The organism is Pseudoalteromonas sp. US3C1004 (assembly GCF_048401065.1).
In the GTDB taxonomy this organism is placed as follows: domain Bacteria; phylum Pseudomonadota; class Gammaproteobacteria; order Enterobacterales; family Alteromonadaceae; genus Pseudoalteromonas; species Pseudoalteromonas undina.
The window spans coordinates 1023608-1049523 of sequence record NZ_CP183073.1; the positions used below are offsets into that span (position 1 = coordinate 1023608).

At 40.0% G+C, this 25916-nt stretch carries 19 protein-coding genes; 14 read left to right on the forward strand and 5 right to left on the reverse strand.

The features are described 5' to 3' along the window. Window positions 1–10: 10 nt before the first annotated feature. Window positions 11–808 carry a DUF2989 domain-containing protein gene (locus ACNSN3_RS04805; protein WP_418608662.1) on the reverse strand — a complete coding sequence of 266 codons (798 nt, stop codon included), beginning with the start codon at window positions 806–808 and terminating at the stop codon, window positions 11–13. A gap of 439 nt (window positions 809–1247) precedes the next feature. Here ACNSN3_RS04805 and ACNSN3_RS04810 point away from each other — a divergent pair, with 439 nt between their 5' ends. The 10 genes from ACNSN3_RS04810 (at window position 1248) to ccoG (ending at window position 14325) form a co-directional block, all read left to right on the forward strand. Further along, a complete protein-coding gene (locus tag ACNSN3_RS04810; protein WP_418608663.1) occupies window positions 1248–2690 on the forward strand; it encodes a glyceraldehyde-3-phosphate dehydrogenase in 1443 nt (480 codons plus the stop codon). Window positions 2691–2882: 192 nt separating this feature from the next. Continuing rightward, window positions 2883–4010: a M14 family metallopeptidase gene (locus ACNSN3_RS04815; protein WP_054200633.1), complete on the forward strand. Its 1128-nt coding sequence runs from the start codon at window positions 2883–2885 to the stop codon at window positions 4008–4010. 373 nt (window positions 4011–4383) lie between these two features. Continuing rightward, the gene (locus ACNSN3_RS04820) at window positions 4384–5886 is read left to right on the forward strand and encodes an alanine/glycine:cation symporter family protein (RefSeq protein ID WP_010392877.1); all 1503 of its coding nucleotides are present in this window, start codon (window positions 4384–4386) and stop codon (window positions 5884–5886) included. 123 nt (window positions 5887–6009) lie between these two features. Beyond that, entirely contained in the window at window positions 6010–6336 is a 327-nt protein-coding gene (locus ACNSN3_RS04825; RefSeq protein ID WP_008114079.1) for a hypothetical protein, read from the forward strand. A gap of 1 nt (window position 6337) precedes the next feature. After that, window positions 6338–6619: a YeaC family protein gene (locus ACNSN3_RS04830; protein ID WP_008114080.1), complete on the forward strand. Its 282-nt coding sequence runs from the start codon at window positions 6338–6340 to the stop codon at window positions 6617–6619. After that, window positions 6609–9293: a DUF349 domain-containing protein gene (locus tag ACNSN3_RS04835; RefSeq protein ID WP_418608665.1), complete on the forward strand. Its 2685-nt coding sequence runs from the start codon at window positions 6609–6611 to the stop codon at window positions 9291–9293. Before ACNSN3_RS04830 ends, ACNSN3_RS04835 begins: the two co-directional genes overlap by 11 nt. A gap of 100 nt (window positions 9294–9393) precedes the next feature. Continuing rightward, window positions 9394–9948: a DUF1439 domain-containing protein gene (locus ACNSN3_RS04840; protein ID WP_010392868.1), complete on the forward strand. Its 555-nt coding sequence runs from the start codon at window positions 9394–9396 to the stop codon at window positions 9946–9948. A 64-nt stretch (window positions 9949–10012) separates the two neighbouring features. Further along, window positions 10013–11314 carry an ABC1 kinase family protein gene (locus ACNSN3_RS04845; protein WP_418608666.1) on the forward strand — a complete coding sequence of 434 codons (1302 nt, stop codon included), beginning with the start codon at window positions 10013–10015 and terminating at the stop codon, window positions 11312–11314. 56 nt (window positions 11315–11370) lie between these two features. Further along, window positions 11371–12789, forward strand: coding sequence for a sigma-54 interaction domain-containing protein (locus ACNSN3_RS04850; RefSeq protein WP_418608667.1), 1419 nt, complete (start codon window positions 11371–11373; stop codon window positions 12787–12789). Between the two features lie 153 nt (window positions 12790–12942). Next, a complete protein-coding gene (ccoG, locus tag ACNSN3_RS04855; protein WP_418608668.1) occupies window positions 12943–14325 on the forward strand; it encodes a cytochrome c oxidase accessory protein CcoG in 1383 nt (460 codons plus the stop codon). Window positions 14326–14346: 21 nt separating this feature from the next. On the opposite strand, the gene ACNSN3_RS04860 is transcribed toward ccoG, so the two are convergent. Beyond that, complete coding sequence (locus ACNSN3_RS04860; protein ID WP_418608669.1) at window positions 14347–14763, reverse strand: hypothetical protein; 417 nt, start codon at window positions 14761–14763, stop codon at window positions 14347–14349. 35 nt (window positions 14764–14798) lie between these two features. After that, complete coding sequence (locus tag ACNSN3_RS04865; protein ID WP_418608670.1) at window positions 14799–15713, reverse strand: M14 family metallopeptidase; 915 nt, start codon at window positions 15711–15713, stop codon at window positions 14799–14801. 610 nt (window positions 15714–16323) lie between these two features. Between ACNSN3_RS04865 and ACNSN3_RS04870 the strand changes: the two genes are divergently transcribed. After that, entirely contained in the window at window positions 16324–19227 is a 2904-nt protein-coding gene (locus ACNSN3_RS04870; protein ID WP_418608671.1) for a TonB-dependent receptor plug domain-containing protein, read from the forward strand. Window positions 19228–19549: 322 nt separating this feature from the next. Here the strand turns inward: ACNSN3_RS04870 and ACNSN3_RS04875 are convergent, their stop codons facing one another. Beyond that, window positions 19550–20077 (reverse strand): helix-turn-helix transcriptional regulator, encoded by a 528-nt coding sequence (locus tag ACNSN3_RS04875; RefSeq protein WP_010392853.1) that lies wholly within the window; start codon window positions 20075–20077, stop codon window positions 19550–19552. A gap of 158 nt (window positions 20078–20235) precedes the next feature. Between ACNSN3_RS04875 and ACNSN3_RS04880 the strand changes: the two genes are divergently transcribed. From ACNSN3_RS04880 to ACNSN3_RS04890, 3 genes are read left to right on the forward strand one after another with little or no spacing between them, the layout of a single operon-like run. Continuing rightward, entirely contained in the window at window positions 20236–21312 is a 1077-nt protein-coding gene (locus ACNSN3_RS04880) for a hypothetical protein (protein ID WP_418608672.1), read from the forward strand. Beyond that, window positions 21313–24384 (forward strand): efflux RND transporter permease subunit, encoded by a 3072-nt coding sequence (locus tag ACNSN3_RS04885; protein WP_418608673.1) that lies wholly within the window; start codon window positions 21313–21315, stop codon window positions 24382–24384. Further along, window positions 24377–24682 carry a DUF3240 family protein gene (locus ACNSN3_RS04890; RefSeq protein WP_010392847.1) on the forward strand — a complete coding sequence of 102 codons (306 nt, stop codon included), beginning with the start codon at window positions 24377–24379 and terminating at the stop codon, window positions 24680–24682. The genes ACNSN3_RS04885 and ACNSN3_RS04890 overlap by 8 nt, the downstream gene beginning before the upstream one ends. A 55-nt stretch (window positions 24683–24737) precedes the next feature. Here ACNSN3_RS04890 and iadA read toward each other — a convergent pair whose 3' ends face one another. Beyond that, window positions 24738–25904 (reverse strand): beta-aspartyl-peptidase, encoded by a 1167-nt coding sequence (gene iadA, locus ACNSN3_RS04895; protein WP_418608674.1) that lies wholly within the window; start codon window positions 25902–25904, stop codon window positions 24738–24740. Between the last annotated feature and the right edge of the window lie 12 nt (window positions 25905–25916).

Sequence of the window (25916 nt, forward strand, 5' to 3'; positions counted from 1 at the left end):
ATCTGTTGTATTATTTCCGGGGAGAAATAAATTTTCCTTGGTTTATTTGGTGTAATGTTTGCTCGGCGAGGGCATCTAAACTGTCTAAATTCTTTTCTTGTGCTATTAATTGCTGCTCAATTAATAATATATCGATATTTTTTATACCAGAGAGCTCTGCTATTTTGGCAAAAATGTACGCGTGCTTATATTGGTGGTGCTTATAGAAAAGGCTAATTAAAGAGGTGTATATTTCTGGATCAGGTATTTGCTTAGCTTGATTTAATGCCAATGTGTTGTATAAAAAATCAATTGCTTTTTGCTCATCAACTTTAATGTAATAAGACGCTAAATAAAATTGCATTTCAGCACTCGTTTCCACCTCGGGGGTATTTTCTAGAGCAAGTAGCCGGGTGAGTGCCGTTTCATCATTGTTTCTTGACCAATGGTAATAGAGTAGGCCGGGGTGAGTGGTTGCTTGTGTTTGCTGATAAATACGTGCCATTTCTCTATTACTGGTGAGATATGCTCGTCGACGGGCGGTAGTTTTACCTTTTAGTTTTATATGCTGAATATTAGCGGCTAAGTCAATACATTGGTTGTAATGCTCAAACGCTTTGAGTAGTTGATATTTGTTCTCATCGGTTGGTTGTAAGGATTCGAGGTAGCGATAAAAGATTGTATGTTCTCGTTGTGCTTTACAGTGGCCATCTTGGTTAAGATCATTGCACATGGCTGGTGATTGCACACAAATATCTTCCACGGTAAAAGATTCTTCACATCCTGCAAGCAACAATGCAAAAGTGAGGGTTATGTGCTTAAAAGCCATCCGAGTCTCTCAATTTATTAGGGTCTGTTGACCTTTCAAGGTTGAATTTGCAGCAGTCTGTTTGGTATTGAGGCAAGGCAGAGCCTATGTGGTGTGGTTATTCCCCATAAATAGGCGATAACGCAGCATCAATGCCAAACAGGCGCTGCCCGAAGGGTTCTGCCTAGGGGCGATTTACTCTTTGTTGCTCGGTTTTGACTTAGCCCACTAGCTTACAAACCTCGCGCCGCGATTAAATTGCCCCTAGTTTGAACAAATTTTAATCCGCAAAGGTCAACAGACCCTCATATAATATTATTCTAGCCTAAACTTTAGTCTCTAACAGTAGAGAATAAAATGAGATTAAATTAGAATAGGCCTGCCCGAAGGAATGTGTTGCTCTCAAAATTCGATACATTCTTAGGCTATCCGTTCAAAATTGTTTAATTAGGTAAAAAAAATGACCTCATCTCACGAGTTAGAATACACAAGTAGCTGGCAAGAACGTCAAGATTACGCTGAAAGCATGCAACCAATTATTGGTAAATTGTACCGTAATCGTGGTATTGAAATCGCTGTTTACGGCCGTCCATTAGTAAACTCAAGCACTATTGATATTATTAAGTCTCACAAATCAGTAGCCCAGTTTGAAGGAACTAAACTTCGCCTACGTGAAAGCTTCCCATTCTTAGAAGCTATCAGCAAAATGGAATTAAATTCTGCCCGTATCGATATTGGTAAATTAGCATACAGCTATTTATACACAGAGGCTGCGAATGGCCGTTCAGTAGAAGAGTTCGTTAAAGACGAGCTAGCTGAAATTGTTAATTCTGAGCCTAAAGCGCCACGTGACGTAGTACTTTACGGCTTTGGTCGTATCGGTCGCTTATTAGCACGTTTGTTAATTGAAAAGTCAGGCCCATACGCCGACTTAAACCTACGCGCTATTGTTGTGCGTGGTGGTAAAGACGGCGATTTAGAAAAACGTGCAAGCTTATTGCGTCGTGATTCTATCCATGGCCCGTTTAATGGTTCAATTACCATTGATAAAGAACGTAATGCTATTAAAGCTAATGGTAGCTACATTCAAGTTATCTACGCTAATTCGCCAAGCGAAGTTGATTACAGTGCCTACGGTATCGAAAACGCACTTGTTGTTGATAACACAGGTATTTGGAAAGATGAAGCTGGCCTTGGTCAACACTTAGAATCTAAAGGTGCTGCAAAAGTATTATTAACAGCGCCAGCTAAGGGCAACATTAAAAATATCGTTTACGGTGTAAATAACCAAGATATTTTACCTGAAGATAAAATTGTATGTGCTGCAAGTTGTACAACTAATGCAATAACACCAACATTGAAAGCATTAAACGATCAGTTTGGTATTAAGAATGGTCACGTTGAAACAGTTCACTCATACACTAATGACCAAAACTTAATTGATAACTACCACAAAGCAGAACGTCGTGGTCGTGCTGCGGCATTAAACATGGTTATCACTGAAACAGGTGCAGCTAAAGCGGTATCTAAAGCATTACCAGAGCTTGAAGGTAAACTAACAGGTAACGCAATTCGTGTACCTACACCAAACGTATCGTTAGCTATCTTAAACTTGAATCTTGAAAAGAGCACGACGGTTGAAGAACTTAATGCGTTTTTACGTGAAACAGCACTTCACTCAGACCTACGTGATCAAATCGATTACACAGCATCAACTGAAATCGTGTCTACCGATTTAGTGGGTAGCCGTTACGCAGGTGTTGTTGATTCTCAAGCAACGATTGTAGATGAAAACCGTGTTGTACTTTACGTATGGTACGACAATGAGTTTGGTTATAGCTGTCAGGTAGTTCGCTGTATGCGCGATATGGCAGAAGTCTCATTCCCAAGTTTACCTCGATAAACACTTGAGCAATTAAAAAAAGCCAGCACTTGCTGGCTTTTTTAGGTCTGAAGATTTTTAAAGTGTAGTGGTTATGGTACGCTTTATTAAATTGAGTACGTAGTAATAGCCGTTTAAAGTGCATTAACACGTACTTACCTCTTGGCTAAATCCTTTGGTCAAGACACACAGTTAACTAATAGGTTTGTTGTAATGAAAATCAGTAGCAATTTTGACAGTGGTAATATTAAAGTTATTGAAGCCACCGATCCGTTAAATATTCAGTTAGAAATTAATAAAGATCATCAGTCTGAGTTTTATCAGTGGTTTCACTTTCGTCTTGAAACAACGCCTTATCAATTACATCAGTTAAATATTAATAATCTTGATAAGTCTGCATACCCAGATGGTTGGGTAGACTACCAAGCTGTTGCCTCATACGACCGTCAAACATGGTTTCGTGTACCGTCTTCGTATGAAAATGGCACACTAACATTTGAGCTTGAGCCTGAGTGTAGCAGCGTTTACTTTGCCTATTTTGCTCCTTACAGCTACGACCGCCATTTAGACTTATTATCATGGGCACAAAGCCAAGAGCTTTGTCAGTTAGAGACGCTAGGTCAAACCCTTGATGGCCGTGATATGAGCGTGCTTAAAATTGGTCAGCCAAGTGCAGATAAAAAAATCATCTGGGTCACGGCTCGCCAACACCCAGGTGAAACTATGGCAGAGTGGTTTGTAGAAGGCTTATTACACAAGCTGCTTGACGATGAAGACCCACATGCAGCAGCCTTACTATCAAAAGCGGTATTCTATGTAGTGCCAAATATGAATCCAGATGGCAGTGCACGTGGTCACTTACGTACTAATGCTAAAGGGGTTAACTTAAACCGTGAATGGCAAACACCAAGCATGGAAAATAGTCCTGAAGTTTACTTAGTGCTTAATAAAATGCGAGAAGCAGGCTTAGATATGCACCTTGACATTCACGGGGATGAAGCCATTCCATATAACTTTGTTGCCGGTAGTGAAGGCATACCAAGTTATGATGCACGCCTAAAAGGCCTTGAAGACAGCTTTAAAGCCGCGCTTTTAACTATTACTCCAGAGTTTCAAGATACGCATGGCTACGATAAAGACGAACCAGGTCAAGCTAATTTAACAGTAGGTTCATCAGCGACCGCTGAAGAATTTAAAGCGCTTACTTACACCGTTGAAATGCCATTTAAAGATAATAATGACTTACCTGATCCAGATTACGGCTGGTCAGATCGTCGTTCATATCAATTTGGTCAAGATACCTTAGCAGCCATTGTTAATGTTGTAGACAACTTAAGATAAAACGCTTGTTTTAAAGGGTATCAATAATTTTGATGCCCTTTTTATTTTAGGCTAAACCGGCCGTATCAAAAAATAAAAATCATTTCCCACCATCACACTAAAACGTTTCAATACACCTTCTCGACAGATTTAATAACCTATAATTTTAATCCATTCCCACTTAGTTAAACGTTGTCTTAGCAGGCTCAATATAAATAAACAATAAGTTGTTTTGAAAATTAACTGTTAACAAGGTTGGGTACTTAAGTTAATATCGATTGAACAATAAGAAAGACGAAAAAGATTAACCCCTTATTTCGTAAAGCTTATGACAGGTATTCTGAGTAGCAGAGTATGGTAATTAATAATAATAAATATAACTGTGAGGATGTTCATGGAAGCTTTTGTAAGCGCCGTTAATGATGTTGTTTGGAGTAATGCACTCATCTATTTATGCCTAGGCGCAGGCTTATTTTACTCCGTACTAACTCGATTTGCTCAAGTTAGACATTTTAAAGAAATGTGTAAGCTATTATTTAGCCCCAACACCTCAGAAAAAGGGATCTCATCTTTTCAAGCTCTTGCTGTTTCATTGTCTGGTCGAGTAGGGGTTGGTAATATTGCCGGTGTTGCTGCCGCAATTGGTTTTGGTGGCCCTGGCGCTATCTTTTGGATGTGGGTTGTTGCTTTTTTAGGTGCAAGCACTGCATACGCAGAATCAACATTAGGTCAAATTTATAAATTAGAAGAAGACGGCCAATACCGCGGTGGTCCAGCCTATTATTTTGACCGTTGTTTAGGACAAAAGTGGCTGGCTGTTTTATTTGCTGTGTCGGCAATTATAGCCTGTGGGGTTTTTCTGCCGGGCGTACAAGCAAACGCTGTAGGTAATGCATTCACTCAAGTATTTGGTGATGGCACTATGGTGTCTACAACTTTTGGTGACGTAGGCAGTTTTAAACTCGTTGCATTGGCCATTATTCTAATTGTTTTAGCGTTTATTATTTTTGGTGGTATAAAGCGCATTGCTAATTTTACGCAAATTGTAGTGCCATTTATGGCGCTTGGTTACATCGTATTGGCCTTAATTATCGTCTTTTTAAATATAGACAAAGTACCAGGCATTTTCTCGCTTATTATTGGTGATGCATTTACAGCCCAAGCAGGCTTTGGTGCTGCAATTGCTTGGGGTGTTAAGCGTGGTATCTATTCTAATGAAGCCGGTCAAGGTACAGGTCCTCATGCTGCGGCCGCGGCAGAAGTTGATCACCCTGCACAGCAAGGTCTAGTTCAAGCTTTTTCTGTTTATGTTGATACACTTTTTGTTTGTACAGCAACTGCATTAATGATTTTAATAACGCAGCAATACAACATTGTTGGTGAATTACCTGCGGGTCAATTCATTATACAAAATGTTGATGCGGCAACTGAAGTGGGGTCAGCAGCCTTTACCCAAATGGCGTTGTTTAGTGTATTTGGTAGCTTTGGAGAAGCGTTTGTAGGTATCGCTTTATTCTTCTTTGCTTTTACCACTATACTTGCTTATTACTTCATTGCTGAGACTAATATCGCGTACTTAAATCGCTACTTTAAAGGAAGTATTCCGCTTGTAGTGGTAAAACTTATGATTATGTTTATGGTAGCCTACGGCATGGTTAACAGTTCCGGTTATATATGGACTATTGGCGACATAGGCGTTGGCTTAATGGCGTGGATCAACATATTGGGTATATTAGCCATTTTCTTTGTCGCTAAACCGGCCTTATCATGTTTGAGCGATTATGAAGAACAAAAGAAAAAAGGTGGAAAAATCATATTTGATCCCGTTAAGTTAGGGATTAAAAATGCTACCTTCTGGGAAAAGCGCCTTGAAAAGCAATCAAAAGACGCTGAATAAACAGACCCTAATAACCTAATATGAACTATTGGGTTAAATTCAAAAAAGACAAAGAGCAATAAAACAAGTACAATGAAAAGCGCCGAAAGGCGCTTTTTTTATGCGTAGTATGGAGAGAGATGTATGGCGATTATTCGTTGCCCCAAATGTGCAAAATCAATTTCAGATAAACATCCGCAGTGTCCACATTGCCAAAGTAACGTTGCTGAATTAAATGCCGAGCAAGTTCAACAACTTCAACGTGAGCAGCGAATTAAAAAGCAGCAAATGTTTATGAACCACTCCTTTTTAGCGCTGATCTTATTTTTAGGTGGCTTCTTTTGTTTGTACTTCCTACAACCTCAAGAAAAAACACTTCAGTGGTATGCGTATACCTCAGCTATAGGCATTGGCTGTATTTGGTACCTTATTAACCGTATTATTTTAGTGACTCTGAAAAAGAAAAAATGACATGAATATTGACAACTTAGTACAGAATATTACTCCAGAATTATTTGAGCGCCTACAATATGGTGCATCAACAGGAAAGTGGCCAGATGGCACACCTTTATCAGATGAACAAAAACAACAAACAGTGCAACTTGTGATGTTGTATCAAGCAAAAGTAGCACAATCAAACGAGCAGTTTACCATTGGTGCAGATGGAGAAATGATCCAAAAAACCAAAGCGCAACTACAAAAAGAATTTAAATCAGATAACGAAATAGCTAGGTTCAGTGAAAATGATCTTTAAACACCTTTTTACACCAAAATGGAAACACCCGAAGCAACAAGTTCGTTTAGATGCGATTGAAAAACTTGATGTAGCACGCGACGTAACAATTTTAAGCACCTTAGCGCTTGAAGACTCATCGGCTGAAATTCGTCGTAAAGCACTGCAAAAAGTAAACGATTTACCGCTTTGGTGGAAAGCTTACAAGCAAGATCAGGCATTAAAAGATGTGGCTGAGCAACAAATTTCGTCTGCTGTATTAAACAGTGAAAGTAGCTTATCGGCACAGATTAAAAATGAGTATATTGAACGCTTTGCACCGATTAAAACCCTTGAAAAACTAGCATTTGCAGAAAAAGAACTGCAAGTGAGAGTTAAGCTATTAAAACGCCTAGCAAACCCTAAACTGATTGAAAAAGCCTTTAAAGAAGCCAATGAAGAGCTGCAAAAGCAGTTAGTTGATTTAGTGATTACTCAGCAGTTAACTAAAGCTTTGTTAAAGCATGCTCAAGGTGAAGCTAAAGTAGCGCTTGAAAGTCATCTTGAAAACGAGCGTTTAGCACTTGAAATGCCATCGCAAGTTGAAAACGCAACCCGTGTTATTTTAGCCAAGCTTAATGCATTGCGTGATAAACACGACTACGCCATTGTTGACCCACAAGCCGCAGAGCTCATGGCACAATGGCAAGCTCTAGAATTAAAATGGCTAAGTGAAGAACATGTAAAAACTCTTGATGCTAAGTATATTTCAATTACCGATAAGCTTGATGCCCACATTGCCATACTAAAAGCGCAGCACGAAGTAGAGCAGCAACGTTTAGCTCAGCAACAGCGCCAAGTGTTAGCGTTAGCTACGTTAGAAGCATTAAGTGAAGAAATTGAGAATGCATTACAGTTAGGGTTAGAAACGCCAGAGCAAATTCAGCAAGACTGGCTTAATGCAAAAGTAGCGCAAGCGAAAGACACGCTAGATAAAACTGAACTGGTGGCTGATCAGCAATCAAAACAAGTGATTAATAAGCTTGAGCAATTATTCTCACAAGTTGCTAAGTTGCCTGAGCTAACTGCGGCGATTAAAGAATATAAAATTGCCTACAATGCGCTTAGTGAAATAAAACCTGCAGAGCAACTTAGCGATTACGATCAACAGTTAACAGCATTCAATAATACCTTTAAAACTGCACGCAGCCACTTAAATTTACTTAGCGCTGATTTACAAGCGTCATTCAAAACTCAGCTTAATGCGCATAAGAAGCAGTTCTTAGCTTCAATGAGCGAACTTACTAAGCCGCTAGAAAAAACTCAAAGCCAAGCTAAGCGAAAAGCGCGTGATGTTAAACGTTTAATTGAAGAAGGGCGTTTTAATGTTGCATTTGGTGTATTTAAAGGCTTCGAAGAGCTATTTAATGCCCTAACTGAGAAATACCAACAGCCGCTGGTTAACTTAAAAGCTGACCTAGAAGCGCAGCTAGCTGATGCTAAAGATTGGCAAAAGTATGCAGCGGCTCCTAAACGCACTGCACTTTTAGAAGAAGTAACACTGCTAGTTGATGAGCCTTGTAACGATCCGCAACAGCGTGCTGACCAAGTTAAAGTATTGCGTAAGCGTTGGAATGAACTAGGTCGCCTTGATACAGAGCAAGAAAAGCAGCAAGGAAATGAGTTTGATGAAAAAATTGAGCTATTGTTCGCACCTTGTCGTAGTTATTTCGCAGAGCAAGAAATCCAGCGTGAAGCGGCTAAAGTAGAGCGTGAGCAACTAATAGCGCAAATGCATGCACTGCATTTACAAGCGACAGAGGATGCTGATTTAGATTGGAAACAATTTGAAAGCCACTACAACCGATTACAAAAAGCATGGCGTAGTGTAGGTAAAGTTGATCCTAAAACATACCGAATTTTAAACGAGCGTTATAAGGCAGAACAGCAGCTAGTTGTATCTTCACTTAATGCGTTTCATAAAGGCAATGCCGCACTTAAAAATGAGCTCGTTGAGCAAGCGCAACAGCTATCTCAAAGTGAAAACCTAGCAGAGGCGTGTCAGCAGTTAAAGCAGTTACAGCAACAATGGCAGAGTATAGGGTTTGCAGGCTTAAAAGCTGAGAATGCACTATGGCAAAAATTTCGTGAGTTTAATGATGCAACATTCACTAAACGCAGCGAAGAGTTTGAGCAGCAAAAACGCGAGCAAGGTGAATCAGATAAGCTAGCAACAGCCGAACTAAATGAGCTCGAAGCGGCTTTAAATAGTGTTGAAGGTAAAGCCCAATTACTTGATCTGCAAACCAAAGTTAAAGGGTATATGCCATTTAAATCGTTAACGCCTAAAGTATCCGCTTTATTGTCAGCTATAGATGAAAAGCTAACCGGATTAGCTGCCAAAAACGAACAAGCTAACTTAAACGCATTATTTGTTGCGCTTGAGAATAATGAACCAGTGCCAAGTCAGTATACTGGTGTGGTAAAAACGTCATTAAGTATCGAGCAGTTGCTAACCCGTATGGAAATACTAGCCAACGTGAGTTCGCATGGCTCAGCGCAAAGAATGGTTGAGCAAGTGGCAATGCTAGATGACAAGCACCGTGGTGACCACGCTGATTTAAACTATTATTTAAAGCAATTAATAGCACTCAGCGAAGGTTCAGTCACAACTGACACACTAGCAAGGTTAAAAGTTATTTTTGCTGTAAATTAAGCGCAATGACTTTTATCAACTAAAATAAAAAAAACCGCTATTAAAGCGGTTTTTTATTATGGCTACTTACTGCCAATACGATTAATGAATAGGGTTTTGCATGAAAATTTTTGTTTTTATTTCACTATTATTCTTAACTGCTTGTAACAGTACTCAGGGTATTTCGGTTTATTCATTTACAAATTCAGAGGTTGAGTCGTTACTAAATAAAGAGTTACCTAAATTAAGTGAAAAAGTTAGCCTGATGGGCTTACCTGTGCAGTTTGATGTAAATGATTTAAGCGTTAATATTGGTCCCGACAACAGTGATTATGTTTTATTAGGTGCTGATTCGAGCGCCGAGATTAATGCCTTTGCATTAAAGTATCCTGTGCGTTTAAAGTTACAAATACAAGGCACGCCTTTTTATGATAGCGAGAAAAAAGCCGTATTTTTACGTAATGTTAAGTTACGCGATTCAAGTATCGATGCAGGGGGTTTTAAAGGTAATTTAGAAGTGCTGGATAACGAGGCGATGGATGTCATGAATGCATTTTTAGCGGTTAACCCTGTTTATAAGTTAAATATGAACGACCCTAAAATGGCACTGTTAAGTAATTTACCCTTAGATTTAAAAGTAGTCGAAGGCGCGATTAAACTAGTACCTCGGTTATAATTTAGATCCAACAAGCGTAATAAAACGTATTAATTGACCTTATTATTAATAGATTAGGTTAATTATGGCTAATGAGCGATCCGTTCCCACCTCTCGACTTTCACGATTTGCAAAGTTAGGCTCATTAGCCACCGGCGTTGCCACAAATATGTTAGTGGGCGGTGCCAAAAGTGCGCTTAGTGGTAAAGGCTGGGATAATAAGAGCTTATTACTCCAGCCGAAAAATATTGAAAACTTAGCTATTCAGCTGTCGCATCTTCGCGGTGCGGCAATGAAGCTTGGGCAGTTACTTTCAATGGATGCTGGCGACTTATTAACTCCAGAGCTTGCGCAGTTACTGTCTTTGTTGCGTGCCGATGCCAACCCAATGCCACATAAGCAATTAGTGAGCGTGCTAAAAGAGCAATGGGGAGATGACTGGTTATCGCGTTTTTCTCATATTGAGCTAAGACCGTTTGCAGCTGCATCAATTGGGCAGGTTCATTTAGCTTATATAGAAAATGGTGCTCAATTAGCGGTTAAAATTCAATACCCAGGTATTGCTAAAAGTGTGGTAAGCGACGTAGATAATGTGATCACTTTACTTACTTTATCGCGATTATTACCTAAAGAATTGGATATAAAACTCTTAGTTGAAGAAGCGAAAGCGCAGTTACTAGCTGAGGCTGATTACACCCTAGAAGCACAGTATTTAGCACGCTATAAAAACTTATTATCGACTAACCCCCACTTTAAAGTGCCTAGTGTGTATGTAGAGCACAGCACTGCGCAGGTACTTACAATGGAGTATGTTGATGCCAAACCTATAGAAGGCATTTGTGATCTATCCGCTGCTGAGCGAAGTCATGTTGCAGAGCAACTAATTGATTTGTTTTTTAAAGAAATGTTTGAGTTTAAGTTAATTCAAACCGACCCTAACTTTGCTAATTACCATTACCAACCAGAGTCACAAAAAATTGTGTTATTTGATTTTGGTGCCACCCGAGAAATTACGGCTACTCTTAGTGATGCTTATTTAGCCCTGTTTAAAGCTGGCAGTAATAATGATCGTGAAGGCGTGCTCAATGCTGCCACTGCTATTGGCTATTTTAAAGACGCTCTAAAAGATGACTATAAAGAAAGAGTAATTGATTTATTTTTAATGGCTTGCGAGCCACTTCGCTATAATGGTGAGTTTGATTTTAAAAACAGTGAGCTTGCTAGCAACATCAAAGATGCCGGATTACAGTTAAGCGCACAGTCGCAGCAGTGGCATACCCCTCCTGTGGATGCATTGTTTATTCATCGTAAATTAGCTGGCTTATATTTAATTGCAGCGCGTTTAGAAGCCAAAATAAATATTAAGGCGTTATTTAGCCATTATTAAGTGCTAAAGCAGGATAAAATTGGCATAATGCTCGCGATATTTCGCGAGGTTGTATTATGATAAAAAACTTTTTAAACGATCCTACCTTATTGCTTAATGCGGTGGGTGAGGGCATATACGGATTTGATTTATCCGGCAATGCGGTATTTGTAAACCCAGCTGCAGAGCGAATGACTGGGTGGACGGCCGATGAATTATTAGGAAAAAAAATACACCAATATCATCATCATAGCCATGCCGATGGCTCCCCTTACCCTGCCGATGAGTGCCAAATTTATTGCACTATGTTTGATGGCAAACGCCGCGAAGTAAAAAACGAAGTATTTTGGCGCAAAGATGGCAGTGCCTTTGCCGTTGAGTACACCTCCACTCCCGTTTATAAAAATAACCAGCTCATTGGTGCTGTAGCAGTATTTCGCGATATATCAGCACAACAGCAAACGCAAACTCAGTTGCACGAAGCGTTAGCTCAAGTAAAGCACCTAAGCGAGCAGCTAAAAGATGAGAATGATTACCTTATTGCCGAGCTTAATGAGGATTGGCAAGATTCAGGACTGGTTGGCCACAGCGCTGTATTCCAACGCATGTTAGATCAAATACAGTTAGTGAGTGAAACCGACAGCACCGTACTCATTCTTGGTGAAAATGGCACTGGCAAAGAGTTGGTAGCGCGTAACTTACACCGTCTCAGTAAACGCAACGAACAAGCATTTATAAAAGTAAATTGTGCGGCATTCACTCCAAGTTTATTAGAGTCAGAACTTTTTGGGCATGAAAGGGGCTCATTTACTGGCGCTAACGAGCGTCGTAAAGGACGTTTTGAACTTGCCGATCACGGCACCTTATTTTTAGATGAAGTCGCAGAGCTGCCGTTAGAGTCCCAAAGTAAGCTATTAAGGGTATTACAAGAGCGTGAATTTGAACGCGTTGGCGGTAGTCAAACCCTAAAGGTTGATATTCGCATCATTGCTGCAACCAACCGTAACTTGTGGGAAATGGTACAAGCAGGGCAGTTTAGAATGGACTTATATTACCGTTTAAATGTATTTCCTATTCATGTGCCAGCACTTAAAGAACGAAAAGAAGACATTCCTTACTTGTGTCAAAACTTAATTGCACAAATAAACAAGCGCTTAGGTAAGCAATTGCAAGGGTTAAGTACAAAAGCGATCAGGCAATTACAAGCCTATGACTGGCCAGGTAACATTAGAGAGCTGCAAAATGTACTTGAACGAGAAGCTATTTTATCTAAACACTTTACATTACAGTTAAGTCAGCCGCTCAAAGCGGGCGATGATAACGCCATAAACCCAACGCTTACACTTGATGAAGCACAAAAACAGCATATAAGCAGCGTATTAGCACTGTGTAATTGGAAAATTGCAGGTGAACAAGGCGCGGCAAATAAGTTGGGCTTACCAGAGAGCACCTTACGCTCAAAAATGCAAAAATTAGGACTGCGTCGCCAGAGTTAATTCGTGATATATCGCGATAACCGCTAAATATCGCGATATTATAGTTCGGTTTTATTTTTAAAGTCATTTAATATCAACGCTTTAGTTTAACTTTCAGTATGGTCTGAAAGTTGCAAATGCTTGCTTAATACCCGTCACTATGAAGTAAGTAACATGAAGTTTGATATTAAAGAAGAAGACATGATCATAAAGCCCTATAAAGAAGAGGGGCCAATTTATATACGCGAGCAAAAAGGTTTTTTTCAACGTATACGTCGCAATTTAGGCTGGTTGTTAATGCTGAGTTTTATTGCCATTCCGTGGGTTCAATATAACGGCCAGCAAGCGGTTTTATTGGATGTGGCCACCCAAAAATTTACTATTTTTGGCCTTACCTTGCTCCCTCAAGACTTTATGATTTTAGCCATGCTGTTTATGGTGGGAGCGTTTGCCCTATTTTTTGTTACCAACTGGCTTGGCAGAGTATGGTGTGGTTATACCTGCCCACAAACCATTTGGATGTTAATGTTTTCTTGGGTTGAGCAACGTATAGAGGGTACGCGTAACCAGCGTATTAAGCTTGATAAAAGCCCGTGGGATATTACCAAATGGCGAAAAAAAATCACTAAGCACAGTGCTTGGCTGGTTATTTCGATACTCACGGCGACCTCATTTTTAACGTATTTTATCCCCGCTAAAACCTTGTATCTCGAAATGTTAAATTTAGAGTGGTCTGGGATCACTAGTTTTTGGGTATTTTTATTTGCGTTTTGTACTTATGGAAATGCGGGCTTTTTACGTGAAAAAATGTGTACTGTGGCGTGTCCGTATTCGCGCTTTCAATCGGTGATGTTTGATAAAGACACGCTGGTGGTTACTTACGATAGTGAGCGGGGTGAAAATCGCGGCCCACGTAAACGCAAAGCGGATCCTAAAGCGCTTAATTTAGGTGATTGCGTAGACTGTAACTTATGTGTGGAAGTATGCCCTGCAGGGATTGATATTCGCAATGGCTTGCAATATGAATGTATTAACTGTGGTTTATGTATTGACGCTTGTGATGACACCATGGATAAGTTTGGCTACGAAAAAGGCTTAATTAAATACGCCAGTGAAAAGCAAATGGCAGGGCAAAAAACGAATCCATTTAGGCTTAAACTTGTAGGCTATGGGGCGTTAACTGCGCTATTAATTTTATCTATGTTTGCATGGATGTTACAACGTACCCCTATAGAAGCCTCAGTACTTAGAGATAGAAACGCATTGTACCGGGTAAATTACGAAGGCTTAGTTGAAAATCCTTACACGCTCACTATTATCAATAAAACTCAACAACCGCTGCATTATTCAATTTCAATTAGCGGTTTAGAGGGGGCTACATTGCAAAGCCCAAATGCTATATTAGTAGAGCCTGGGCTGATGAAAAGTGTGCCGGTAACGGTGACCGCAGACGGTTACGACTTAGCACGCAAAGTGAGCAAGCTGAGTTTTGTGATCACTTCGCAAGAAGATCCTGCAATTACTATTACCAAAGACAGTCAGTTTTATAAAAATTAATAAAGTATGAGTCCTAGCCAGTTAACAACCTGACTCGGCTAGGGCTAGCTGCTTAATTACAAATTTTTTGGCGCTTTGAAAATCATCAAACAAGCACTCTTGTAAATGAGCATCACGGCCAGAGCTGTGCATAATCCGCTGCAATTGCCTTATAGCAATAGGCGAGGTGAGGACAAACGCACTGATCAAACAGTTATTAATCCCCATTGTTTGGCTTACATCTATCATGTTTTTTTCAGCATCGGGGGTAGCAGCGATCACTTCGGGAGAGTGGCTAATATAACCCCAAGGCAAATGCTTAAACGGTTCAATGGTATTTAATAAAGCGGCTTTAAAATGATTTAATAACTGAGGGTTTAAGTTACCTTTAAACTGCCCAATAACTATATTACCTTCAACGCGCAAGCTATAACTGCCGTAGTTATTTTCAAATTTCAATAGCCGCTCCTTTTACTTATTATCTACTGCATTGGTCACTTATTAATAATGTAGTCTAAGGCACCTGAAATTGCAGCAACTTGCGCTAATATACACTCTTCAGGGTTAGCCGTTGCACTGTCTGGATACACTTCAGTGGTGGTGACATACGCAGCTTCAGAAAATCCCATACATAAGCCTAAATCACGCCCTGCATAATTAATTACCCCAAATTGTGTTTGTGGAACGCCAATTAACTGCTGGTTTTCATCACTAGGTGCAATATGCGTTACTTTTTCAACGTGTTCAATAATTGCTTTTTGAAAAGCGGGTTCAGGTTTGTTGCTATCAGCCACTAAATAAAAGCCATCTGGAATATTCCAATTGGTGTTTACTTTGCCTTCGCGTGCTGCAAGTGCAGGTCTAAATTCACTGTTATCCGAATCTGTTGTTTCATGTAAATCGATATGCGCGATTAAATCAGTATTTAAAGGTTGCACATAGTTCATCACTGCCGCTGATTCTTGTGCTGGGCTGCCCTGATAAAAAGAGCGATTAGGGTCGACCGCATCAGGGTTCCAACGATTAATTGTTTCATAGCCCCATGGGCTAATACAGGGGGTAATTACAATATTAAAGTGCTCAGCGTACTTATTTGCCAATGTTTTAGCGAATCTTAAAGCGCCATGAACACCACTGGTTTCGTAGCCATGTACGCCGCCAGTAATTAAAACTGTGGCTTTGTTTGTATCAAAATTAGTGGTTTTTAACGCGTACAAAGGGTAGCTACCTGCGGCATAATTAAGCTCACCGTATTGCTGTACTTCTAGAGTGTTTTTAAGTTCATCAATTAATGTTACGACTTCTTGTTGATAGCTTCGCTTGATACTTTGGCATGCCAGCCAATGCGCTTTATCCTCGTGATTCCATTGCTTGCCGGGTGTGCCAATAGGATAAGTAGAGTGAGTCATGTAAAATCCGATTTATTAAAATATTGCAGCAACTATACCTAAATTGCTAAAAAATACGAGTGCAAGTATCAAACTCGATTTTGCTATAAACGATGTTGTTAACGAAGAAACGCCCGGTTAAAAAGTGCGCGCATCGAGGTTTAATTAACCATTAAAAGTAAGCCCTCTAAATAAAGTTCCCTAAAAAGAACCAAGCGCACAAAAAGTGAACGCTAGTTTTTGAGCGTTTTTAACATTATTGATTAAAAATAAAGCTTTTATATTTATATAATATTATCAATAGGTTAATTTGGCTTGTTTTTTTTGGTGTTATTTACGTTAATGCTGGGTTTGTAAATCTATTTTTACAAAAAAAATCATTTTAAATTAGTGTGTTACCAATAATTATTCATAAAAAAAACATAAAAAACTTATCTTTAACATTTGACACATTGCTGGCTGGTGAGACTCAACTTTATTCCTGTGTTAAAAATGCTGATAAATTACATTTGGTTACATTGTAAGGCATATATTTAACGTTCATGTAAATAATGGCTTAGCAAAAGTAACTTTTCCTCAGGCTAACTAGCAGAGATCACAAACTAAGTCACTCTGTAAAAAGAAAGGTGTTATGTTGAAAAAAATAAATCTTATCGCAGCAGCAGTTAATACAGTACTTGTAACAGGTGCTATTGGCGCATCGAGTGCATTCGCTCAGTCAACAGCAGATGCTAAACCAGTTGAACGCATTCAAGTGACTGGTTCAAAAATTAAGCGCTTTAACCTAACCTCGCCAACGCCTGTGACTGTGATCAGCGGCGTTGAGATGGAAAACCAAGGTATTACTAACGTTAATGATTTGCTTGCAGAAATGCCACAAGCGACGGTTGGCCTATCACCAGAAACAACGACTAACACTATTTATGCGTCAGGTCTTAACACAACCGATCTTCGTGGTTTAGGATCAGAGCGTACATTAGTGCTTGTTAATGGCCGTCGCTTTGTGCCTGGTTCTGTGGGTGACACTGCAGTTGATTTAAACAACATTCCTACCACAATGATTGAGCGTATCGAGATTGCTACAGGTGGTGCTGCAGCCGTTTACGGTGCAGATGCTGTAGCTGGTGTTGTAAATATCATTACTAAAAAATCAATGGATGGGATTGAACTTGATGTTTCTACTGTACGTCCAGAGCAAAGTGGCGGCGAGCAAAACAACTTCTCAATTACAGGTGGTATGGAAGGCGATAAACTCTCTTTTATTGCTTCATTTAATTACACAGAAAACAAAAGCTATGGCAAGCTGAGCCGTGATTTTTACCGCAACCCTGTGAACTCATTCGCAAACCCTGCAAATACAAGTGGTGACGACGGTATCCCTTCACGTGTTGTTTTAGGTCAACCAACTGGCCTTGCTTACTACTCAGAAGGTGGTGACTTTTTTACCAAAGACGCCTTTGTTGATAACGGCTATGACAATCACCACTACACTTTTGATGCAAATGGTAACCTAAAACCGTTTGACTATGGTTTAGGTCGTATTCCAAACCCAGGAGTTGGACGAGACGCTACAAGCTACTTCCAAGATGGTCAAAATCAAGGCGATGGTGTTTTTGGCCACGGCTATAAAGAGTACTTTCAAACGCCACTAGAGCGTATGATTGCTTCAGCGTATGGTACTTATGAACTTAATGACGACCATGCACTTACTTTTGACTTTACTTATTCAAAAACTGATGCAACCACAGAGAGCTCTCCAGCCTTCTTCCGCCATACAATACGTCGCGACAATGCATTTATAAAAAGCGATATGGCTAAAGTAATGGACGACAATGGGCTGAAATCAGTCACACTTCGCCAAGCTAACGAAAACTTATGGGGCGATCGTGCATATAACCAAGAGCGTGAAGTATTCCGTACTTCAATAGGCGCTGAAGGTATATTAAGTGATGACTGGGGCTACTCTGCTTACGCACAATTTGGTCGCATCGAGCAAGATACTCTTTGGACTGGCGAAGTATTAACGCAAAACTTGGCGAACTCTATTGATGCCGTTGAATACCAAGGCAATGTAGTATGTGCTAAGCGTAATGCAGACGGCGAAGTTATTGGGGCTATCTCTGGTTGTACACCATTTAACACAATGGGCGCGACTTCGGCAACACAAGCACAGTTAGACTATATAGCGACTGATGCAACGCGCTTTGCACAACACGATCAAGCCGTGTTTGCTGTTACTGTAGATGGCGCCTTATTTGAGCTACCTGCCGGTTATGTTGCAGCTGCATTTACCGCTGAGCACCGCCGTGAGTCAGCAACTATTACACCGTCTGAAAATATGCAAAAAGGCTTAATTTTTGGTAATTCAAGCCTTCCAATGGATGGTGAGATTGATGTAAATGAGCTCTCAGCTGAAATTTCAATTCCATTATTAGAAGAAACCTTCCTAACAACGGATTTAACCCTTGAAACAGCATTTCGTTACATGGATTACTCGGTAACGGGTGAAGATAATGCCTGGAAATTAGCCCTAAACTGGGGTGTAACTGATGAGTTACGTATACGCTTAAACCGTTCTAAATCAGTACGCGCTCCCAACCTAGGGGATTTATTCACGCCTAACTCAAAAACGTTTAGCTCAGGTCGCGCGGATGTATGTAGAGCTGACTCTATCGCTGAATCAGGCAGTAAATATAAAGATAATGTAATCAAAAACTGCCAAGCAGCAGGGCTTCCTGAAGGCTGGATGCCATCAGATGAATGGCTTTCAGGTGGTAGCTTACCAGGCTATATTCAAGGTAACCAAAACCTTGAAAATGAAACATCTAACGATTACACCATTGGCTTAATTTATACACCTGAGTTCGTGGAAGGGCTAGATATAACGCTTGATTACTGGTCATTCGAAGTAGAAGGCGCTATTGAATACTTTGGCCGTAACAGTGTTGAGCTTTGTTATGAGTCATCATCGTTAGATAACCCTTTCTGCAGTAACGTTGTGCGTAATAAAGAAACGGGTGAAATTGAAAACTTCTTTACTCGTCCTATAAATGCCGCTGTTATTAACAAAAAAGGCGTAGATGTTGAATCTGCATACCGTACTGAACTGTTCTCTGGTGACTTAGCACTAAAATTAACGGCAACGTACCTTATTGATGACAATAGTAATTCAACTGGCCGTGCTGAAGATTTTAGAACTGATGTAGGCGAAATAGCTTCACCTCGTTGGAAGGGCCGTTTTAATGCCGTTTATTCTCACGGTGATTCAGCGTATGTGCTAACCATGAGCTACCGTCATGCAACTGTTAATGATAACGACTGGACCATTGAGGACAACAACTACAATGATATCCCGTCTTACACAACATTTGATTTCATGTACAAAACTTATCTAATGGATGAGCTACAGTTACGTGTTGGTGTTAACAATATATTTGACCGTGAACCACCACGTAACCCGTTCACTTACGACGATGGAGAATTTTTCGATGTTAAAGGACGCCGCCTATCTTTAGGTGCAAAATATACTTTTTAATTTAAGCGTATAACACTAAAAACGCCTTAGTTTATTAAGCTAAGGCGTTTTTTTATAGGTAAAAGTAACTTTCAAAAACGAGTATTGTTAAAAACTGCGTTATTATTAGTCTAAATCAGATTGAGGCTTTGCTGTAATTGGGCCCATTTTTATTAAAAACATAATCGTTTCTGTAACGATATAATTAACTACTAATACAACGTAATTACTATTTTCTAAAATATGACCTTGAGCTTTAAAGTCCTGAGTCATAATGGCGAAATTTAGCTGCCACTTTAATGCTGACTAAAATAGCGCACAAGTAAATGCGATAGTCACTGCATTAGTTAATGGCTGAGCTTGAATGCGCATAGTGCCTTTGCTGCATAAAGTCTTCCAAAAACCATGCGGCAAACTCATGTCTGCCCTCTACATCCGCTTTACTATATATATCTGAAGCTTGTTGGCGTACTGTTTTTTCTTTAGTGCTTCTAAGTGCGCTAATTTCTTTAAAGCTAAGTCCTTTGAGTAATAACATAGCGACCTCTTGCTCGCTGCGAGTGAGTGTCCACTGAGAAAATTGAGTTTGTATAACACCACTGTATTGATGGCGCGCGTCTTTCATTTCCTGCGATATATTGTTTAGCTGAGTCATAGAGTTGTTTAACTCGCGCTTGAGGTTATTAATTTTTTTGGTTCGTGCGTTAATATCTTTAATTAAATACAGAGCACCCAAGCCAGAAATAACCACAATTAAACTCTCAGTAAAAATATGCCACTGCGGCACTCCTAATTTTAAATCCATGATCACGTCAAAAAAATTTAACACCATGATCATCAATAGTGTTGCTGCAATTATTTTATCTCTCATTAAAGTCTCTATTATCAGTAAGTTAAATTTACAATGGACATATGTACTGTGATACAAAAATTAAGGTTTATTGGCATGTTAAGGCGTTTGCCTGATGCGATAACCCCGTAAAAAAGGCATGGTTATTCTATAAAATTAATCACATGCGAACAAACCAAATGCAGTTAAATTATACAAAAATACGATGTAATTTTGTTCAACACTCTAACGCGTTATTATTTATCGCTATGCTGACCTGTTTAACTATTAGCCGTGTGTCAGCCGCGCAAACGCTTGCTCCCATTCCGATTAGCGAATTAAGCGGGTTTGATACTCAATTTGCCACCACTCATGCTACTGACTTTATTGATGCTCAAAGTGTAATGGGGGAAGTGAGTTATAAGCCGGGTATAAATTACACGGTATTGTTTGCATTTGATGTCGCGCAAATTAATTATCTATACGCTAACGGGAGTCATGTAAAAAAAGGCGCTATTGTTGCAACTGTTCAAGGCAGTGATGTTCAGCACTTTTTAGACACTTACCAATCAGCAAAAGACATGCTTAATGTAGCTAAGAGCCATTATGATATAAACAAGGTGCACCTTAAAAATAAAATTATTAGGAGCTCTGAGTGGGTCACTATTACGCAAAGTTACTATGCAGCTAAACTGAGCTTTGAGCATTTAAATCACCAAATGCGCTATTTGCAGGTTGATGAGCAAGAAAACGTGAGCTTGATCAGCCCAAAAACAGGGATATTACAATTTCCTACTCAAGCGGCAAATCGTATGTTAGGCGAACGAGCATTCGACATTCTTGACCCTAATAGTATTGAGGTTAAGTTTACTGTTCCTATTAGCTTGGGCAAAGGGGTATCTTATTTTAGGGTTTCTGAGCAGTGCCAACTCAAAATTAAAAGCGTAGACAATATTGCTAATAAGTACCATCAAACTATTTGGGCATCACCAAGCTCTGCACAATGTAACTTAACCATTGGGCAGAGTATTAAAGCGGTTCCGGTTAAAAAAATAACGGGTTACAGCGTTGCCAAATCGGCGCTATTTGAGTTTGAAAATACCAATTATATTGCCATTAAAGCTGACGAACACCTTGAGTTTGTGCCTGTACAGTTAATTGGTTCACGTAATCAAGATTTTATTTTTAGCGCCAATATCCCCTTAAATAACCGACAAGTATTAATTAGCTCAGTAAGTGCATTGCAGGGAATACTGTTGCATTTAGGGAGAGAATAAATGTTGAACCTGCTTATTAAGTTTTCACTAACGCAGCGATTGTTTGTTAGTATTTTTGCCATTATTGCTATGGTTATAGGGGCTCGCTCGTGGTTGAGTATTCCGGTGGATGCATTTCCTGAAATATCGCCTACCCAAGTAAAAATTGTTTATAAATTACCGGGTATGAACGCCCTTGAAATTGAATCCCAAGTAACGCGCATTATTGAAACCGAACTACTGGGCATTCCTGCTCAGCAAATGCTGCGCTCTACCACCAAGTATTCGATTACCGATATTACCATTGACTTTAAACAAGGTACTGACATTTACTGGGCGCGCCAGCAAGTAAACGAGCGGCTGTTAAATATTTTACCTAGCTTACCTACCAATATTAGTGGTGGTATGGCACCAATGAGTACGCCGCTGTCTGAAGTGTTTATGTTTACCATAGAAAGCCCTAATTTATCGCTGATTGAAAAAAGAGAGTTACTTGATTGGCAAATACGGCCATTACTGAGAACCGTGAGTGGCGTAGCTGATGTAAATAGCTTAGGCGGGTATGCAAAAACGTTTGCTATCGCCCCCAACAACTTATTAATGCAGCAGCATCAAGTTAGCTTTTTACAACTGCGAGAGGCGATAGTGCAAACCAATCAAAATGGTGGCATAGGGCGCTTAGAAAAAGGCAACGATACGTTAATTTTGCGTACTGAGGGTAAATATAGTGATTTAGAGGCCATCAAAAATACAGTCGTTAAATCAACACAAAACAAAGTGATCCGCTTAAGCGATGTGGCCCATGTTGATATCGGAAGTTTAACTCGTTATGGGGCTGTGACCAAAAATAGCGAAGAAGCTGTTCAAGGGCTAATTATTGCGCTTAAAAATAGTAACACAGCGCAAGTGGTGACAGAGGTAAAAAGTAAACTGCGCCAAATCGAAGCCTCACTGCCGCAAGGTACCAGCATTAATGTGTTTTACGATCGTTCTAATCTTATTAACACCGCAATTAGCACAATTACTGGCGCATTAGGCCAAGCTATCATTTTAGTAATTGTATTATTGGCGTTGTTTTTAGGGGATATTCGCTCCTCTTTAGTGGTGTCGTTATCATTACCTATGTCGGCGCTGTTAACTTTCATTATGATGAAACAGTTTAATTTATCAGCCAACCTAATGAGCTTAGGGGGCTTAGTGATAGCAATTGGTTTGCTGGTGGATTCATCGGTTGTCATTGTTGAAAATATTTTAAATCGGCTGGCTAATAATCAACATTTACCTAGGCTACATGTTATTTATCGCGCCTGTAAAGAGGTTGCTGCACCGGTTTTTTCAGGCACTATCATTATTATTATTGTATTTTCACCACTGTTAATGCTCACCGGGCTTGAGGGAAAATTATTTACCCCTGTAGCGCTCACTATCGTATTTGCTATGTTAAGTGCGCTATTGTTATCGCTTACAGTTATTCCTATTTTAGCCTCGCTATTGTTGAAAAATGAACCCGTAAAACAGCCTAAAATGGTGACTTTGTTACAAGGCTTTTATAGTAAAACCCTTGCTGAGGCGATTAAAAAGCCAATGCTAATAAGTGTTACTTCAATGATGGTACTGATCCTCAGTGGCGTGTTATTTCAGGGACTTGGTAAAAGCTTTATGCCAGTGTTAGATGAAGGCGACATTATTGTTCAGCTTGAAAAATCTCCCAGTATTTCACTACAGGCTTCCCTTGATATAGACAAGCAAATTGAAGCCACCTTATTAAAAAACACTCCAGAAATAGTGCAAATTGTCGCGCGTACTGGATCGGATGAACTGGGGCTTGATCCTATGGGGTTAAACGAAACCGATGTGTTTATGGAGTTGGCACCAAAAGAGCAATGGCGCTTTGCTTCAAAAGCGCAACTAATAGAGCATATTCGCCAAACGCTTGCGCAATTTCCAGGTGTTAATATTGGCTTTACTCAACCTATTCAAATGCGTGTATCAGAAATGCTAACGGGTGGCACTGGCGATATTTCAATTAAAGTGTTTGGTAACGACATTGCAACCTTGTCATCGCTTGCAGAAAAAATCACTGCGCTTGCAAATCGTATTGAGGGGGCAAGTGATGTGCAAATGGCGCTTATTGAAGGGGGCAAATACGTTAATATTAAGCTCAACCCTGAGGTTGCGAGTCAATTTGGTTTAACAACGCAAACATTAAGTGAGTATTTAAAGTCTCAGCTTGAAGGATTACAGGTGTCTGCGCTGCAAGAGGGCAACCGTGTTATTCCTATTGTATTTAATAGTGCCACAGCTAAAAACCAATTAGTGGATTTATCTTCTATTCAAGCGCTAAAAAGTAGCCTTATTTTAATGCCAGATAATAGCTTAATGCCGCTTGAAGACGTTGCTAGTATTGGTTTTAAAACAGGGCCATTGTTAATAGAGCGCGAAAAGGCTAAGCGCTTTGCCTCAGTTAGCGTCAACGTAGATAACCGTGATGTGGTGAGTTACGTGAATGAACTTAAAGCTAAAATTAGCAGTAATATAAAGTTACCCAGTGGATTTACTTTATCTTTTGGTGGCGAGTTTGAAAGTCAGCAACGCGCAACGCAAAATTTATTAGTACTCATTCCTGTGGCGTTAATATTAATATTTATTATTTTATTTACTACCTTTAAATCGCTATCTAAATCAATGCTAATTATTGCCAATATCCCGTTTGCGCTGATGGGCGGGGTGATTGCTTTGTATATTAGTAATGAATATTTATCGGTGCCTGCATCGGTAGGGTTTGTTGCCCTATTGGGGGTAGCCGTACTTAATGCGATTGTGATGATCAGCTATTTTGAACAAACTAAAATGTTTGCTGCAAATGTAACGCAGTGCATTTTAGATGGTGCTAGTAGGCGGCTACGCCCTGTATTAATGACCGCGACAACCGCTATGTTTGGTTTATTGCCGCTGGTGTTTGCAACAGGTCCAGGGGCTGAAATACAAAAGCCATTAGCTATCGTAGTTATTGGCGGGTTAATTACCTCCACTATTACAACACTTTATTTATTACCTATCTTTTATGGTTGGTTGGAGAAGAAACATGGCTGAACAGTTACTTTTTACCCTAAATGCACCCACAAATATAAAAGATGACGTAGTTGATATATTAATAGGCATAGACTGTATAACCGGCTTTAACTTAAAAAAAATTCAAGGCTATAGCAAAGAGCACAGCGAGTTTGATATTGCCGAGCAAGTAGAAGGGCATCGCAGTTTTTATCAATTTGAGGTGCATATTTTATTATCTGAACTTGCCATAGTAAAAACGGCGCTAAGTCCTGTTTGTAAGTACACGCCGTTAAAATATTGGGTAACCCCAATTTATGAAAGTGGGCACTTAGGATAACTCAGTATCTAGCATTTTATGCTGCTGAGCATTCTCAGCAGCATTGCGTTGCGTGTTACTCGAACACTCCTTTTATGACTGCATGGGTGTTTTGCACCATTAAAGTGCCGTTAGCCCATACATACTCAGGGGTTAAGGTCTCTTTATCAAGAAGGACAACATCCGCGTCGCTTGTTGCTTTAAGGCGGCCTTTATCAAGTCCTAAAATATCGGCAGGGTTACTGGTTATGCTCATTAAAGCCTGCTCTATAGGGACGTTATATTCTTTGACTGCTTGCTGAAACGAACTCAGTAGGGATGCCTCTTTGCCCACCTCAAGCCCTAATAAATTAAAGTCTTTATCAAAAATAGGTAAACTAGCATGGCCATCTGAGCTCATAGTGAGTTGATTTGGTGCTACGCCTTGTTCTAAGCAGTAGGCAAGGGCATGGGCTGCTGCATATTCACCATGTGCTAAATCGTAGTCGGTGGTGCTGGTGGTAAAGTCGATAGTACCGCCTTGATCACAAAAGTGAATACCGGCATCAAGAAGTCCTTTATTACGGTTCATATGCGTAGGATAAAACTGTTTAAGCTTAATATCACTTTGCTGAGCCACCTGATGCAAAATACTCAAGTGACTATCAACAGGGCCCACATGAATACTCACAGTGCCTTTTTTACCACTGAGCATACCGGCTACTTTGGCCTCGGCTGCCAATTCTGCTAATTGCTGGACCGTAGGTTGGCTACTGCGATGATCAGAAATAGCCACTTCGCCAACACCTATAAACTCCTCTATATACATGATGTCGTCAGTGATTGAGCGAGTAAGAGTTTTAGCGGGTAAATGATACGAACCGGTATGGCAAAATACATTCAGCCCTTGCTCTTTTAGGCCTTTTGCTTTGGCAACCAAATTGGTAAGCGTACGTGAGCTTGAGTCGGTACCCAGTGCGCCCACCACTGTGGTAGTGCCCGATAGGGTTGCATCGGTTAGGTTCATTTCAGGGGTACGGCTGGCAAATCCAGCTTCGCCACCGCCACCGGTAATATGCACTAACGAGTCAACAAACCCCGGCGTAACAAGCTTATTTTTACCGTCAATTCGTTTGACGAGTACACTGCTGTCGAGGATTATATTTTCGTCAATAGCAATGATTTTACCACCGCCAATTAAAACATCTTGTGTGCCTAGGTAGGTAGGTGCATAAACGTTTGCACCTTGAATTAAAGTTAACATAACAAATTCTTT